The organism is Paenibacillus donghaensis (assembly GCF_002192415.1).
Classification (GTDB): Bacteria; Bacillota; Bacilli; order Paenibacillales; family Paenibacillaceae; genus Paenibacillus_AQ; species Paenibacillus_AQ donghaensis.
This window is the reverse complement of the sequence record NZ_CP021780.1, coordinates 114,288-130,636: the sequence shown is the minus strand read 5'-3', so window position 1 is coordinate 130,636 and position 16,349 is coordinate 114,288. Positions and strand designations below refer to the sequence as shown.

At 48.4% G+C, this 16,349-nt stretch carries 11 protein-coding genes; 1 reads left to right on the top strand and 10 read right to left on the bottom strand.

The features are described from left to right. Positions 1–351: 351 nt before the first annotated feature. The 5 genes from B9T62_RS40370 to B9T62_RS00565 form a co-directional block, all read right to left on the bottom strand. Positions 352–903: a helix-turn-helix transcriptional regulator gene (locus tag B9T62_RS40370; RefSeq protein ID WP_245864744.1), complete on the bottom strand. Its 552-nt coding sequence runs from the start codon at positions 901–903 to the stop codon at positions 352–354. Next, positions 903–2,714, bottom strand: a complete 1,812-nt coding sequence (locus B9T62_RS00580; RefSeq protein WP_245864288.1) for a cache domain-containing protein — start codon at positions 2,712–2,714, stop codon at positions 903–905. Before B9T62_RS00580 ends, B9T62_RS40370 begins: the two co-directional genes overlap by 1 nt. A 103-nt stretch (positions 2,715–2,817) precedes the next feature. Then, the gene (locus B9T62_RS00575) at positions 2,818–4,395 is read right to left on the bottom strand and encodes an extracellular solute-binding protein (RefSeq protein WP_087913500.1); all 1,578 of its coding nucleotides are present in this window, start codon (positions 4,393–4,395) and stop codon (positions 2,818–2,820) included. Between the two features lie 148 nt (positions 4,396–4,543). After that, positions 4,544–5,428 carry a carbohydrate ABC transporter permease gene (locus B9T62_RS00570; RefSeq protein ID WP_087913499.1) on the bottom strand — a complete coding sequence of 295 codons (885 nt, stop codon included), beginning with the start codon at positions 5,426–5,428 and terminating at the stop codon, positions 4,544–4,546. 17 nt (positions 5,429–5,445) lie between these two features. Next, positions 5,446–6,378 (bottom strand): ABC transporter permease, encoded by a 933-nt coding sequence (locus B9T62_RS00565; RefSeq protein ID WP_245864742.1) that lies wholly within the window; start codon positions 6,376–6,378, stop codon positions 5,446–5,448. 290 nt (positions 6,379–6,668) lie between these two features. Here B9T62_RS00565 and B9T62_RS00560 point away from each other — a divergent pair, with 290 nt between their 5' ends. Next, positions 6,669–8,837, top strand: coding sequence for a beta-galactosidase (locus tag B9T62_RS00560; RefSeq protein ID WP_087913498.1), 2,169 nt, complete (start codon positions 6,669–6,671; stop codon positions 8,835–8,837). A 466-nt stretch (positions 8,838–9,303) separates the two neighbouring features. On the opposite strand, the gene B9T62_RS00555 is transcribed toward B9T62_RS00560, so the two are convergent. The 5 genes from B9T62_RS00555 to B9T62_RS00535 form a co-directional block, all read right to left on the bottom strand. Continuing rightward, the gene (locus B9T62_RS00555) at positions 9,304–9,585 is read right to left on the bottom strand and encodes a hypothetical protein (RefSeq protein WP_087913497.1); all 282 of its coding nucleotides are present in this window, start codon (positions 9,583–9,585) and stop codon (positions 9,304–9,306) included. 278 nt (positions 9,586–9,863) lie between these two features. Then, complete coding sequence (locus B9T62_RS00550) at positions 9,864–11,033, bottom strand: cysteine desulfurase family protein (RefSeq protein WP_087913496.1); 1,170 nt, start codon at positions 11,031–11,033, stop codon at positions 9,864–9,866. A 24-nt stretch (positions 11,034–11,057) separates the two neighbouring features. Next, positions 11,058–12,860: an ABC transporter ATP-binding protein gene (locus B9T62_RS00545; protein ID WP_087913495.1), complete on the bottom strand. Its 1,803-nt coding sequence runs from the start codon at positions 12,858–12,860 to the stop codon at positions 11,058–11,060. A 3-nt stretch (positions 12,861–12,863) separates the two neighbouring features. Then, a complete protein-coding gene (locus tag B9T62_RS00540; protein ID WP_087913494.1) occupies positions 12,864–15,662 on the bottom strand; it encodes an ABC transporter permease in 2,799 nt (932 codons plus the stop codon). After that, the gene (locus tag B9T62_RS00535) at positions 15,655–16,341 is read right to left on the bottom strand and encodes an ABC transporter ATP-binding protein (RefSeq protein ID WP_087913493.1); all 687 of its coding nucleotides are present in this window, start codon (positions 16,339–16,341) and stop codon (positions 15,655–15,657) included. Before B9T62_RS00535 ends, B9T62_RS00540 begins: the two co-directional genes overlap by 8 nt. Between the last annotated feature and the right edge of the window lie 8 nt (positions 16,342–16,349).

Genomic DNA, 16,349 nt, shown 5'->3' with positions numbered 1-16,349 from the left:
GGGATGTCGGTTTCGTTCATTATAACTATTTCCTCATTCCTGTGCTGGTTTGGAGTCTAACGGACCGCATAGTCGCTATGTCGGCAAAACAGGCCCTAACTAGTGGGTTTTGGCTTGAATAGGGGCTCCTGAGTCCGTTAAACCTGCAAAACAGCCTTTTTACAGCACATAGGGGCTCCTGAGTCCGTTAGTAGTCTGAAAGTTAAGCGCCGGTTACTGGCGACGGCCTTCATTTGTTATGCTTAGCCTCCATGTCGTGTTGTATGACAGGCTCGGACGAGTAACACATGAAAAAAAAGGGGGTCCTAAGTAGTAACCGTTTTCGCAACTAAATTAATGTCTGCAAACAACTCACCCTTCAAGGGTATCGCCGCTCTGGCTAAGCTCGCGGTAACGCGTAGGGGTTATGCCCTCCTGCTTCTTGAAGATGCGGTTGAAATAGCTGTTCTGATAGCCGACCTGGCTGGCGACATCATTAATCCGCATGCCCGTATCGCGCAGCAGCTCCTTGGCTTTGGCCAGCCGCAGCCCGGTCAGATAATCGATGAAGTTGGTCCCGGTCACCCGCTTAAACGACTTGCTAAGCAGAAATGGGCTTGTTCCAGTATGGCCGGCGCAGCTGTCAAGCGAGATATTGCTGTCTGTATAATGCTCATGAATATAGATCATGGCCAGCTCGATCGTACGTTTGATCCCGGCATTGGAACGTTCGGCCAGCTCCTTCAAGAATGGAGCCACGACCTTCTCGCGGAACCAGGCCAGGATCAGCTTCGGCTCATGAATCTGTGAGAGCGCCGCGTACAGATTATTGCCGCGGAACAGCCGGTTCGGATGGATACCGGAGTCCATCACAGCATGCTGAATGCTGCCAAGCAATTGAAGCATGCCCTGCTGCACATCCATCACCTTGGCACCGCCGGCGCAGAGCGTATCCAGAAACTGCTCCAGCAGCCGGTAGGCCTCCTCCTCCTCCCCGTGCGTAGCGCTTGAATCAGACTGCGCTCCAGGGTGAATGAATATTGGGTTTCGGGGGTGTCCAACCCGTCGCGGTCCAGCAGCTCCAGATCGATGATCTGATTCTCTCCGGCGAATTGGCGGTAGCTGGCCGCCTGCTTGGCGGCTTCATACGCCAGCGGAATCGCCGTAATTCCAGCGACCGGGGCACTGAATGCCACCGTCACCCTCATCTTCAGCATCTTGTTGATCGTCGCTGTCAATTGTTCACTGAAAGCATGCACCTCCGGCAGCGCCGGACGGTCCTTCGGCACCAGCAGCAACAGGCCTAAGGTCAAATCATGGAAGTTAATCGCATCAGCCTGCTCGAAATATTCGGCAGACAGCTCCCCAACAATATTGGCCGCCGCGAAGGAGACCAGACTCTCGTCCCCGTTGCGGAACTTGCCCTCCAGACTGGAGATTCCGGTAAGCTGCACGTACAGCACAATGAAATGATGATCCCGCACCTCCCATTTGAAGCGCTCCATCCGGCTCTGCAGATCCGGCTCGGAATAGACGTATAGATACCCCTGAAACAGCTGGTGCAGAAAGCTCTCCTTCACATGCGGCAGTTGCTCGGCCAGCCGGTACTGCAGCGCATCACTCTCCCAGTGCAGGTTCTGCCAGTGGCGCTCTATCAGAGTGAACTCATCCTCACGGCCGGCTGCAGCCGCCTGTTCGGGCAGAAGCGCCTGAAACAGACGGCCCACCGGCGAATAGATTTTGCGGCTGGCGAACCAGGACAGCAGTGCCGCCAGCAGCAGGGCACATGAGCTTACGGCGAAGATCAGCCTTGAGATAAACACCACCGGTGAGGTGATGCTTGTAATCGGCGACGCTGAGACGAAACGCCAGTCCGCGGCGATCCGCGAGAAGCCTCCATAGGTTACGGCATAAGTTGTATCTTCCCAATTGAAGAGAAACGACGGCTTCTCGCCCGTGTGCCGGCTCTGGATCGCACGATACAGAGCGCTGACGAACGGTGAACTTCGCGTGCTGCCCTCGGCGGATACGAATAAATCACCGGTGGTCTGCACGAGGAAGGTCTCCCCGCTGCTATAGGGGGTCATCGTCCGCAGCATCGCAGCCACCTTCTCCGTGTCCATCCGCAGCAGCAGTGCCCCAAATGGCGCCTGGCTTCCGCCGGGAATATGATGGACCAGCGTCAATTCCTTCTGCTGCGGCTGGGCCGGATTGAAGGCCCACTGGGTCCAGTAAGTGCTCTGCGTAGTGAGCAGCAGCTTATCATACTGGTCCGACACCGCATCTGAGCCAAGTCTGCCGTATTCGGGGTTGAACAACACCGGAGTCTTTCCCGACAGATACAGCTCCATCCGTTTGGTCATCGTGCTTGAGCCCTGCATCACTAGCAGCGTCTTCGTAATATCCCAGGCCCGTTCATAATGAACAGTCAAGTCCAGGGCATCCAGACTGTAATCGAATTTCGGATCGAACGCCCAGTGGGCCAGCATCAGCTCCAGATTGGTCATCTGATCATCAATATTGTCCGCCCTTTGCTCAATCTGGCGGTTATGCAGCTGCAGCAGCTCGCTTTCCAGCCGCCCGCCGGCCATCCAGTACACCAGTGCTCCGATCACAAAACCCGGGATAGCGGAGACGATCAGCACTATGATCAGATTCCGGCGGTAATATCTGCCTTTCCAACCTGACCAGCCGCGCATATAACGTCTCCATCCCGACCGCTTTCCTTGCTCCATGCTCTCACCAGCCGAATCTGATAGTTTGGAATAGCAACCGAACCTTTATTCGTTTTGCTTCTCAGACGCTCCTTCGGCTGGATAACAGCTAGCCGCAAGAGATCTATTGGTTTGCTTTGGCGTACAATTCGTTCATTTCCTTGACCAGCTCATCCCCGCCGGTTTTGGTCCATACTTTGAATGCGTCCATCAGCTCTGCTTCGTCAATATGGCCCACGATAAATTTAATCCGTGCATCGTTGATCACATTATCCAGCTGTGACCCCTTCTGGGAATACACTGAGGAGATGAAGGATTCCACCGGATTGATCACTATACTGGCTTCGTTGGCTTTCTGCACCTCCAGCTGCTTCAACCGCAGCGGTGTTTCCTTGACTTTATTACTTTTATCCTCGGGAATAAAAGCCAACATCTGGTTCAGACCTTCCACCTCTGATTCCAACAGCACCGTGTCCTCCGAACGTTCGATATTGCCGTCTACCACCTTGTAATGGCTGCCCTCCAGACCAAAGGTCAGTAGTGTCTGAATATCGGGATTGTTAATCTGATCTAGGAACCCAAGCACACGTTTCAGCTCAGCTTCGGTCTTTACACTTGATTTCGGAATGGCCAGCACGCCGGCATAACCTGAGGTTGGCAGGGTATGCAGCTGGCCGTCAGGCCCTGTCACCCCTCCGTTTACGTCCATGTAATGCGTATCCGGGTTGTTTTTGCCTTCTTTTTCAAGAGCGGCATGAATCTGGTTGTCGATCCGGGCACCGCCATCCACTACATCAATAATGACTCCGGCCTTATTGTTGACGATGGGATCGGTCCACTTGGCACTGTCCATGACCGCGAAGTCGGAGTTGATCAGCTTCTCGTCGTAGAGCTTCTTCATAAATTTCAGCGCTTCTACATATTCCGGGTATTCATGCTCTGGAACCAGCTTGCCATCCACCACACCCCATTTATTGGGAGATCCGAACCATAGTTTCATGATGTCGAAGCCGCTGGCCCATTGGCCGGTCCATTTCACCAGCACCATACCGTAGCTATCGGCTTTACCGTTGCCGTCAGGGTCCTTTTCTTTGAACGCAGTCAGCATATTGTAGAAATCATCGACCGTCTTCGGCTCCTGCAGCCCTACCTTATCCAGCCAATCCTTGCGGTAGACCATCCCGTTGCGGCCCAAAGAGCGGCCCCGATACAGCCCGTAATTCTTGCCTTCGATAGCCGAGTTCTTCAGAATAACCGGATTCGCCTGGCTCAGGTTCGGATAATCCTTCAGATACGCCCCTACCTCCCAGAACGCCCCCGACTTGGCTGCGCTTACAAAACTGGAGGCCTTAACATCCCCTACATAAATAATCGAGGGCAGCTTGCCCGAAGCCAGCGTAATGTTGAATTTATCGGCATAGGACGCATTCGGCACCCACTCAAAGTGGATTTTGGTATTCGTCAGCTTCTCCAGCTCCGCAGCCACCGGGCTGCCGTCCTTGGGATAATTGGTTTTGAAAATAGGCAGCATCAGCGTCAGCTGTTGCGCAGCTTCCGCGTTGCCCCCTGCTGCTGAGTTGCTATTGCCCGGTTCCGGCGACGATGCAGCTTCATTGCCGCCACAGCCTGAGGTAATACTTACCATCATCATAACAGCTACCCCTAGTATCATCCAGCGCTTTCCTTTGCTTTGTGTGATCATTGTAAACCTCCTAAAAGTTTTGTGAGCGTATACTACTATGAATCACTTCGTTCAAAACTTGCTTCGTAAGCATAGGCCTAAGTTTTGTGAGCGTATGCTACTATGAATCACTTCGTTCAAAACTTGCTTCGTAAGGAATTCCCGGTGGTCAGCCTTTAATGGAGCCGAGCATCACTCCCTTGGCAAAATGCTTCTGCAGGAACGGATAGACGCACATAATCGGCAGGGTTCCCACCACAATTACGGCCATCTTGATCGACTGCTCCGGCGGCTGCACGAAGCTGGGGTCCATGGAGCTGAGATCACCGGCGGCGGATTGCGACAGCATGACGATCTGACGCAACATCACCTGCAGCGGCCATTTGCTCGGATCATTAATATACAGCAGGGCCGAGAAGAAATTGTTCCAGTGGCCCACTGCATAGAACAGCGTAAACGTAGCCAGCACCGGCTTCGACAGCGGCAGCACAATCCGCCACAGCATACCCAGCTCGGCACAACCGTCGATGCGGGCAGCCTCTTCGATTTCCACTGGCAGCTCCTGGAAGAAGTTTTTGACAATAATCAGGTTAAAGGCACTGATCGCAGCCGGAAAAATCAACGCATTCAGCGTATCCAGCAAATGCAACTCGCGGATAATCAGATAGGTTGGAATCATTCCGCCTCCGAACAGCATAGTAAAGATGACCAGATTCAGAATCAGATTGCGCCCCATCAGATTTCTTTTGGACATTGGATAGGCCATCGTCACGGTAAAAAACAAATTCACAATCGTTCCGATTACCGTAACATAAATCGAAACGCCAATACTGCGCATAATCGTATCCGTGGAGAAAATGAACTTATACGAATCGAATGAAATCGTCGACGGAATCAGAAACACCGCCCGTTTGGTGATCTCCGCTTCGGTTGCGAAGGAGCCGGAGACGACGAATAGGAAGGGCAGAATGGCGGCAAGGCCAATCAGTCCCAGAAACAGATAGTTGAACAGGTCAAATGCGGTTTCACCCGCGCTTTTATATCGTTTAGCCACAGCTGGCAGCGCTCCTCTCAATACAGTCCGGATTGTCCGAATTTTTTGGCCAGCCAGTTCGTTCCCAGCACCATCGTCACACCGATCACCGATTTGAACAGCCCGACGGCGGTGCTGTAGCTGAATGCCCCTTGCGTGATCCCGAGTGCATATACATACGTATCGAAGACTTCTGCTACCTCGCGGTTGAGCGCATTCATCATCAGATAAATCTGCTCGAAGCCATTGTCCAGAATTGTACCCATCCGCAGAATCAAGAGAATAATAATCGTGCTGCGGATCGCAGGCAGGGTAATATGCCAGATCTGCCGCCAGCGGCTGGCTCCATCCACAACGGCTGCCTCATATTGCTCCACGTCGACCCCGGCCAGCGCCGCCAGAAAAATAATCGTGCCCCAGCCGCACTCCTTCCAGATCGTCTGCAGGATGATCAGCGGCCGAAACCAGTCCGGACTGGCGAGGAAATCAACCTTGCTCCCCGTAAGCGTATACAACATTTCGTTGACAGCGCCGCCCTCCGTAGTCAGGAATACATAACTCATACTGGCCACGATGACCATGGAAATAAAGTGCGGCACGTAAATCATCGTTTGGACCGTTTTTTTGAAGAAAGAGCGGTGAATCTCGTTCAGCAGCAGAGCCAGAATAATTGGCGCCGGGAAAAAGAACAGCAAATTGTACAGCGTCAGCACCAGCGTATTGCGCAGCAGCATAAAGAAGTCCGGGTTCTGGAAGAACACGCGGAAATGCTCCACGCCTACCCATTCACTTTTCCAGAATCCGATAAAAGGCTGATAATCCTTAAATGCCAGCAGCACGCCCCACATTGGAGCATATTTGAATACAAGAAAATAAAGGAGTCCGGGGAGCAGCAGAATATATAACCATTTATCGCGTTTCAGACGTTTCCATACGCTGGCCCGCCTGTTCAGATTGATCTGCGGCTGTATCCCTGCCTGCCCTTCCAGAACTGTTGCGTGCTTCACCCTGTTCACCTCCAAGTCTGTTTTACAGCTTGGGGTCCGCCGCTGCACTGCTGCCGCTGCCAATCACCCTTACTGCGATTCCTATTATGGTTTAGGGCCATTTTTCCGGCAACCGGACTTTTTTGACAGCGTGATAGGGCTATTGCAGCAGGCTGTATTCCAAAATGTACTAACGGCGCAAAACTTTACTATTGCATGCAAAAAGGCACCACCCTATGATTCCAGTAATAAACGCAGGCCAAGGGAGAGCTGAAATGAATCCTAAATTAGTTCACGGGGCCTCATGGTATCCCGAATGCTGGAGCCGTGCGGTGCTGGAGCAGGACATCCGGCTGATGCGTGAGGTTGGCATCAATGTCGTGCGGATCGGCGAGTTCTGCTGGGCAGCTGTGGAACCGGCGGAGGATGAGATCGACATCAGCCTGTTCGCGGCGATCATTGAGCAGCTGTACGCAAGCGGCATAGAGACGGTAATGTGTACGCCTACCCCTACCCCGCCGGTCTGGCTTACCCACGGACATCCGGAGCGCTGCTATGTGGATCACTCGGGGACGGTGATGGGACATGGCGCGCGCCAGCATATCTGCATGAACCATCCCTATTTCCGCCAGCGGGCGGCGATCCTTACCGAGCGGCTGGCGCAAAAGCTGGCCCCGCTGCCGGGACTGATCGCCTGGCAGTTGGACAACGAATTCAAGGCGCATGTGTCCGAATGCATGTGCGGGACTTGCCGCACTCTCTGGCATAGCTGGCTGGAGCGGCGTTACGGCTCTATCGGCAGGCTGAACGAAGCCTGGGGAACGGCGGTCTGGAGCCAGACCTACCAGCGCTTCGACCAGGTGCCTCAGCCCGGCCCCGCTCCGTTCCTGCATAACTCCTCGCTGGAGACGATGTACCGCCTGTTCTCGATGGAGGCCTTGGCCGAATTTGCCGACGAGCAGGCCGCCATCATCCGGCGTTATTCTGCTGCGCCTATTACGCATAACAGCAGTGTCGCTTTTCATGTCGACAATGAGCGGCTGTTCAAGCATCTCGACTTCGCCTCCTACGATACCTACGCCTCCCAGGAGAACCAGCATGCCTATCTGCTGAACTGTGACCTGTGGCGGAATTTCAAGCCGGGCCAGGATTTCTGGGTGATGGAGACGTCTCCATCCTATGCGGCTTCGCTGCAGAGCTATGCCGTGCCCCATCCGAATGGATACCTCAAGGCGGAGGCCGTTGCCGCTTACGCCCTGGGAGCGGGTGCTTTCTGCTACTGGCTGTGGCGGCAGCAGCGTGCGGGGAGCGAGCAGACGCACGGTTCCATCCTCAGCGCCTGGGGCGAACCGGCGGTCGGCTATGCCAATGTGCTGGAGACGGAGCAGGCGCGGCGGGCGATTGAGCCGGTTATGCTGGCTACCCGGCCGGTCCGGGCTGAGGTGGCCATCACCTATTCCGACCGGGCCAAAGCCTTTCTCGCCACCGAGCCGCACCGCAAATTGAACTACCGGGGACTGCTTGGCGACTTCTACCGGAGAATCCTGCAGCTCGGGCTTCACCGTGACCTGCTGCCGGAAGGTGGCAGCCTTACGGGGTACAAGCTGCTGTTCACCCCTTTTGTGCATTATGTATCTCCGGAATATACCCAGCGTGCGCTGGAGTTCGCCGCCGTAGGCGGGATCTGGATTGTCGGCCCGCTCACCGGCGGCCGGACCGGGGAGCATACCATCCACGAGCAGGCCGGACTCGGCGAGCTGGAGCGGCTCGCGGGCGTCCGCACGAAGTACATCTACCCGATGGAGGGCACCGGCACCGTGGGCAAGGCTTTTGGGGTATCCGCTCCCTTATCATTGTGGAGCGCTGTGTTTGAGCCGCTGCCGGAGGGTGAGGTCGGATTGGAGGCTAGTGGTGTTCGTACGGATGGAGCAAGTGAGCTGGATAGCGGGGGTAGTACAAGTGCAGACGGCGAGAGCGGATTAGATACGATTGGCATTAGTGCGGGTGGCGCAGGTGAGTTGGATAGCAGTGACAGGACAAGTACAGGCGGTGAGAGTGGCGAGGACGGCACTAAGGTAATGGGTGTAATTACAGAGGGCTTGACGCCGGGGTTGGCCTTCGTGACCGAGCGGCCTTATGGCAAGGGTGCAATCGTGATGCTGGGTTCTCTGCCCTCCGGTACAGAGGGGGACCTGCTTCTGCAGAAGTTAATTGACCATTATGCAGCACAGGCTGGCGTTACCCTGCGCAGCGATGTCACTCCAGGTACGGTGGTCTGCCCGAGACGCGGTGCAGAGGGTGATGTCTGGACGATCGTCAATATGGACGGCAACGGGGGAAGCCTGACCTTGCCGCGCAGCGGAGAGGATGCGATTACCGGCCTGCCCGTCTCCGCCGGACCGCTCACACTGGGGGCTTACGAATATAAGCTGATCCGGCTGTAAGGACTTACTCCCAGCCAGTGTCTGCAAGAGAATGAACGTCCAGTTCTTTAACCAGCTACAGGGAAGTTAATCAACAACCGAAGATAATAATCTGCAACGTGCATCTATCAACGCCAATATAGCTCGGCTCACTTTAGCTCCTCATAAGTGATTTGCTTAATGAGTAACGTCCAAGTACAATCCAAGCTAAATTGGAAGGTTTCCTTTCCAGTGCGTTACACTTCCATGCCACCGAAAAATCCACAATTGTTACGTATAAGCACAGCTACAAAGACCAATGAAACGGCGGTCTATGCCCATCTCTTAGGCTTTTAGCAATTGGTGGGTTTTTATGGATATATGTTATATCTGTCTGCTCCATGGTACGATACCACGTCGTCCGATGACGACTCCTGACAGAACGGCGCGCGAGATGAGAGCTAAGGAAGGAACGAATATATTGGGCGGATTGAGTGGTATTGCGGCCTTACAAGATAAATACGCCCCCGATACCGCCGAGAATACCTCCGATAAACTCACCGACCGCCTTCCCAATCCAGACCCCATTCCCAGCCGAACATAAAATAGCTTTTCGCAGGTGGGAAATGTCCGGCACGGCGTCGGCGTTGTTAATTATCGGAAACTCCACCTGCTTGCGCGTCACGTATTCCACATGAGAGCGGAACAAGGCCTGCAGCGTGCTCTCTTCTCGCGCCAGCGTTTCGAAAATGTCTACTTCGTAGATGTGGTGCATATTGTCCGAATACAATAAGCGTGCCCTTCTACCGCGTGTCGCCATCTTTTCTGGGGCGGAAACAACGGAATTTGTCCGTTATTTTGAGCGTGTCCAAACATGATCCGCCCTCGACTAAAAAACAGCCCGCCTTTAATGACGGTGCTGGTTGAGCCTGCTGACGCGATATTTTCTTGCCTCCAATCAGGCCGCCGATTCCGGAATTTCTCTATGGCTGGAGCAAAGCAGGGCCAAAATGCAGTCCAAGGACATTTGTACAACGGTTATTAAATATCTTTGTAATTCGGACGAAACTATAAAATTGAAATTAATTTTCTTTTTGAAGTAAATGCATCTTTTATAGAAAGTACGGTACTAATAAGATATTCAAGGTTCGATTTATCCATGTCCTCGTGAATACTGATTCTGACACTACTTGAAGCAATTTCTTGATTACCGGTAATAGCCATTAACACTCTGCTTAACTTCTCCCCCTTGGAAGAGCAGGCAGATTGAGATGAGGCTATAATATCATAATTTTCTAATAATTTTAGAGTTAGAGCAGAGGGAATTCCCGGGATGGAGAAATTGAATATGTGGGCAGGTGCCTGTGCCGGCATAGGGCTGTTAATTACAATAGAAGGAATACTTGAAAAGGCGGAAAATAATGCTACATACATTTCATTTAATTCGCTTATTCTTTCTTCAATATTCTGTTTTGCTATCTTAATTGCCTCGGCCATGGCCATAACACATGGGAGATTTAATGTGCCTGATCTTAGACCATTTTCTTGACCTCCACCATAAATAATAGGATCAACTTGAACATGTTGTTTAATCATGAGAATACCGATTCCTTTTGGAGCACCAATTTTGTGGCCAGATAACGTATACATATCTATATTATCCAGCTTGAGAGGAACCTTTCCAAAGCCTTGAACTCCGTCTACATGAAAGTAAATATCCTTTCTAAGTTTCTTTATGTTTGCGCTAATCTGCTCTACAGGTTGTATAACACCCGTTTCATTATTAACATGCATTATGCTGATAAGAATTGTTTCCCTTTTAATTAATTTCATCAAACAAGTAATGTCCACAACTCCTTTGGTGTCAACAGGAACATATGAAACTTCTATATTTTCATTTTCCAGGAATCTACAACAAGAATATATAGAAGAGTGTTCAATTGGAGTGGTTATAATATGAATACCTTTTTCTTTCTTTTTTGCAGCCTTGGTTACGCCAAATAATACCAAATTATTGCTTTCAGTTGCACCTGATGTAAACACAATTTCTTTAGAATCCACATTTAACAAGTCCGCTATTCCTTTTCGTGCTTCTTCTGCCAGACTACTCGCTTCTTCTCCCATCTTATGAATCGATGAGGGATTCGCAAATACCTCTTGTGTAGTTTTCATAAAAACTTCATGAACCCTAGGATGGACCGGAGCAGATGCACAATAATCAAAGTATTTTTTCTTCATATCACTTTCTCCTCTTCCTATTTTTCAGACAGCGCCTACGTATCCGGATGACTGTTTTTCAAACATATCAGCATAATACCCTCTTAAGTTCAGCAACTGCTGATGTCCCCCACTCTCTACTACTTCCCCATCCTGAAGAACAAGTATAGAATCAGCCATTCGGCATGAATTAAGTCTGTGGGAGATAAAGATTGTCGTTTTGCCCTCTGTCATATTAATAATTTTTTCTAAAAGAAAGTATTCTGAGACAGGGTCTAAAGCTGACGTAGCCTCATCAAAAATAACAATCTGGGAATTCCTTAGAAAAGCTCGGCTAATAGCAATTTTCTGCCACTGACCGCCTGATATATCTTGTCCCCCTGAAAATAGAGGGCCAAGTTCAGTCTCATATTTATGATCTAACCTATCAATAAATGAGAATACTTCCGCTTTCGATGTAGCCTCACTTAGCGCGAAATCATCATTTAATTTGTGTAAGTTTCCAAAAGCTACATTTTCTCTAAGGGTTAGATTATACTTTACAAAATCTTGAAATATAGCAGTCACATTCTCATATAATGTAGAACGATCAAAATCATTAATATCTACTCCATCAAAAAAAATCATTCCTCTTGGGACAGGGTATAAGCCCATAATGCATTTTATTAAAGTACTTTTCCCCGCACCATTATATCCCACAATAGCCACTCTCTCTCCAACTCCAATAGTGAAACTAACATTTTTTAATACAGGTCTATTTTGCCCTGGATAATTAAACGTTAGGTCTCTCACTTCTAACCCCTTAACAAGCTTTTCTGGAAACATTTTCAGTTGATGATCTTTGTTCTCCTCTGGTAAATCTAAAAAAGAAAATATTTTTGTGGCAAACAAAGCATCTTCAAATATTCTGGAAAAGTTTGATGCTATAGTCTTGGACATTGCATATGATGATGTTATGACAGCAGTCAGTGCTACATATTCTCCAAGGCTTAAACTCTCTTTTGAGACTATAAAGATGAGCATCGCAGATGCAACTAATATTGAAACGACTCCTAAAGCTTCAAGTTTGAAATTAATCCATCCAGCCTTTTTCTCTAATGAGTACTTTTCGTTTGCTTGAACCCAGTATATAGAAGACCATTTGTTTAAAAGATATTCACCCGTCCCATACATTTTAATCTCCTTAATTGAGTCCCTCCCCTTGAAAAGTTGGGTAATATAAGTCGCTTTGCGTGAATCAGGAGATTGAAAAATCATTTGTTCGTACCTTTTCCCGCCCAGCTTAATATTAAAAATGACGACAGGAATAATTAATAAAATGATCAGCAGGGGTAATAACCAGCTATACTTGGCTAAAGTCGCTAAATAACCAACCATAGTGATACAATACATAAAAATAATACCTATGGAACTAAGAACCTGAAACCCTCTCTCACCCGCTCCATTCGTTTGAGCAAGCAAATCATACGATTGCGGTATCTCATAATGAATCAAAGAAAGCTTTTGTGATTTCTCCAAAACTTTTTTTTCAAAAAAGAAGCTGACCTGAAACAGCATTTTTTTCTTTAATAGTTGATCCCACATTAAGGTACTTGCAGTGAGTAAACCTACTCCTCCTTGAATAGACAGCCAAATAAGCGATGTCGAAAACTGAGTGCTTCCCTCGACCAGTTGCTGAATAGAATTAACTAGATGTAAAGTCACTTGAACTTGAACCAGCGGAATAAGAGCTTGAATCAGCAATATAATTAATGAAACCGAAAGTAGTCCAGGAATTATTTTAATTGTAACAGGCATTAAACGGGATATGAGAAAGAGTATCCCATGCATCTTGTTAGCATCCTTCATTCCCTAAATCTCCTCTCCTTTTTGTGGATGAATAAAAAGACGGCCCACGTTTTTAGAGGCGAGATTACTTACAGCCAAAACAATAACCATCAATGCAAAACTCATTCCTGCAACGGATAGCCAAGGAATTTTAATAGGCACCAAAGTTTCGGTTGGTTTAACGTACGATTCAACCAGACGGATCATGATATAACTGCCAGAGATGCCGAACAGCAATCCGTTTATGAGTCCAGTCCAGCCAACAAATATTCCTTCAACAAAAAAGATTTTCCGAATGATTTTTTGTCTGAAACCGATATACCTCAGCATTTTCATCTGCATTTCGCGTTCTTGAATAGCACGTGCCTGAACAAGCGCTAAACCAGCTATCCCAATGACAAGCGAAAGAGACATAAAAGCAATGAACACAGATACCATCTGCTTATTCATCAACTGGTTTACGGTATTGCGTTCTGCTGGAACGGTAAAAGAGTTTGTGTTATTTAGAAGAAAGCGTGTTCTAAGCGCTTGAATATGCTCAAGGTTATCGTTGTCCAAATGAAAAGCGACATACCCCAGTTGTTCATTAGGCCATTTAAAGCCTTCTGTTTTGTAAGCTGAAAAAAAAGCAGGGGGGACAATTGCCAGATTATAAAATGAGTAGTCGGCGTGAGCCGCTACAAAACCTATAATTTTAACTTTCCGGCTGTCAACAACCTCTTTTGGGGTTGTGTCATCGGTTTTTTCAGGCAGGACACTTATGGTTTTTGATTTAGGTAAAATGCTTAACGTTATTTCGTCACCTACCATTAATGGTTCGTGTGGCAGTCCTGCTTTTGACCAGATCCCTGACCACTCGTCCGGGTGTAAGGCGTATTTTTCATCAAGCACAATAACATCATCCTGCTGGACAAGTGCCTTCCATACTTCGCTGTCCTCCTTAAAGGAGGGTAAACGGGATGATAAGGGCAAGTGACCATATCGGACTGACATCTCTTCTTCATTTTGTGCCGACAGCAATGTCAGGACTCCGCCGCTGTGCAACAATTGTGAATCTATGTTTAATTTATAAGATTCCAATGAAACAGGATCTTCCGATATTTCGGATTGGCTGCTGTCTTCCTGTAAAATTTCATAGATGCGATCCCTTTCGTTATCACTTGAATAAGGGACATAGCCAGAATAACCAAGCAGAGACTGATTCTCTTGGGTAACCGCACTTTGAGTAATAAGCTGATTGCTGACAATAAGCGTCGAAATTAAAGCCATAAATAAAACACTAAATAATAAAGCTACAGTAAAGCTTCGCTTAAAATTCAATTGCGGGTATTTGGTTCCCAGAAAAACGACTGATCTTTCAAGCTTAAACCATATCAGCAACTTCGAAAAAAAGTTGGAAAAGCGTGAGAGTACTAAAAAACTCAGATAAACGGCACTTATTGAAGCAGCCAACCATAATAAGATGATCGCCAGCGCTTTTAAAGGAACGCCTCCCATATCTTCCGGCTTTAAAAATTCAAATACCCATCCAAAAATGAATCCTGATGCCAAGATCGAAAGTGTAAATACCGCAAGCACGATAAGAATAAGGGGATGTTTCCCAACCGCCTCATGCTTGCTGCTTCCGTACAACATATCAATAATCCGTCTTTTTTTTATTTTATGGCACACGATTAAGACTATGAAAAGCATGAACAGCATCGCCAGCGAGCCGGTCAATATTATTCCCGGCAAGTTAAAGTAAGGTAAAATTGGAATGGAGAAACCCTCATATCGCTTCATCGTTTCAGAGTAATGACCCGCTACCGACTTCACCAGAATGATACCGATTGCAGTTCCTGCCAGCATTCCGCTTAATGAAGAGAAAGAAAGAATCAGAACAGCTTCCGATTTAAAGACGATTCCGATTTTACTAGAAGAAAAACCAAGCGCCCTCAGCACCCCGTAAAGCTCCTGCCTGTTGTCCGCCAACATGAACAAGATTTGAACAAGCAGCAAACTGCCAGCAATAACTGCAATACAACTTGCAAATAAAAAAGAAACTCCGTATCTAGCTTTCATTCCGGAGATCAAATTAAGCCCTTCAGTTCTTACATCGAGCACGCGGAAGGAATCTGAGGAGGTTATAAACATATCGCTATCAGTGTTCGTGCCCACCCAAATCTTAGAATAACCATCCTCTTCAACGGAAAGCTGATGTTGCAAAGCCGATTCCGCAAAAACGATCGTTCCTGTTGCTTGTTGTTCTCCCCGAAAACCAGTAATGCCGGACTCTTCTACAATTAACTTTACCTCATAAGTTCCCGTATAATCTTTTCCCGTGGACACTTGAACCCTATCTCCCTGTTCAATTGCCAAATGTTCAGCCAAAGGACGAGATACGACGATCTCTGTGTCTGACAATTTTTCACTCCACAACGGCTGGTCAGGCTCGAAATCAGAAGCTTCGTCAAACGAAAAATCGAGACCTATAATATTAGACTCGACTCGCGCCTCACCTCCATTATTATGCGAAACCGTTAAGCTGCTGCTGACATAAGGTAAAATGCTTAAAGGGTAGGGGGCTAACTGGGCTGAAATTTCATCTAGCTGTTCAGGTGCGAATTTAGATTGTTCCAGAGGAGGAACCAGTACCCATTGTATATTTCCAAAATGGGCATTTAACCATGCCCCGCCGCTATAGTTGAAAGAAGAAAAGAAAACAAACGATGATACAATCAATGCCGAGCCAATAGATCCAATAAGCACGGATAGTAAAGTTTGTTTTTTTTGCAAAGCCAAATGACGAAGAGACATTTTCCATAACATACCGCTCTTAATCATCACTGTCCCCCGCCTCTTTTAATATGATCCCGTTCTTCATATACACGGTTCGATCTGTACGAGAGGCAATTTGGCGATCATGCGTAACAATGACGAATGTGGTCCGTCGATTGGAATTCAACTCTCTGAACAAGTCCATGATTTGTTTAGAATTGCCGCTGTCCAGAGCGCCCGTCGGCTCATCTGCCCAGACTATTTTAGCATTTCCTGCGATTGCACGAGCAATCGCTACACGTTGTGCTTGCCCGCCCGACAATTGAGCTGGCATATTAAGTTGCTTGTCTGACAAGCCCACCAATTCAAGTGCCTCCATTGCGGCCTTATGAGCCGCGACCTCCACCATCCCCTTTGCAATTAAAGGCAAAGCGACATTGTCTATGGCACTCAGAACCGGAATCAGATGATATTGTTGGAAAACAAAACCCATTTGTTCCAATCTAAGATCGGATAGTTTTTTATCATTCAACTTATGTAAAGGCACATCATCCAGCCACACTTCTCCGCTATCCGCTGCCTCTATTCCCGACATGACATTAAGCAGTGTAGACTTGCCGCATCCTGAAGGTCCCATAATGCTCAACAATTCCCCATCGTATATTTCTAAGTTTACTCCTGCGAGCGCAAGAGTTGCGACATCCTTGTTTCCAAAGGCCTTAGTTACTTGTTTGACTTTTAACATGGTTTTCT

Coding starts and splice junctions, on each gene's coding strand:
- B9T62_RS00550 (WP_087913496.1), bottom strand. CDS start 11,033: ATGAAGAAAAAATACTTTGATTATTGTGCATCTGCTCCGGTCCATCCT.
- B9T62_RS00545 (WP_087913495.1), bottom strand. CDS start 12,860: ATGAAGGATGCTAACAAGATGCATGGGATACTCTTTCTCATATCCCGT.
- B9T62_RS00580 (WP_245864288.1), bottom strand. CDS start 2,714: ATGGAGCAAGGAAAGCGGTCGGGATGGAGACGTTATATGCGCGGCTGG.
- B9T62_RS00560 (WP_087913498.1), top strand. CDS start 6,669: ATGAATCCTAAATTAGTTCACGGGGCCTCATGGTATCCCGAATGCTGG.
- B9T62_RS00535 (WP_087913493.1), bottom strand. CDS start 16,341: ATGTTAAAAGTCAAACAAGTAACTAAGGCCTTTGGAAACAAGGATGTC.
- B9T62_RS40370 (WP_245864744.1), bottom strand. CDS start 903: ATGGATGTGCAGCAGGGCATGCTTCAATTGCTTGGCAGCATTCAGCAT.
- B9T62_RS00540 (WP_087913494.1), bottom strand. CDS start 15,662: ATGATTAAGAGCGGTATGTTATGGAAAATGTCTCTTCGTCATTTGGCT.
- B9T62_RS00575 (WP_087913500.1), bottom strand. CDS start 4,395: ATGATCACACAAAGCAAAGGAAAGCGCTGGATGATACTAGGGGTAGCT.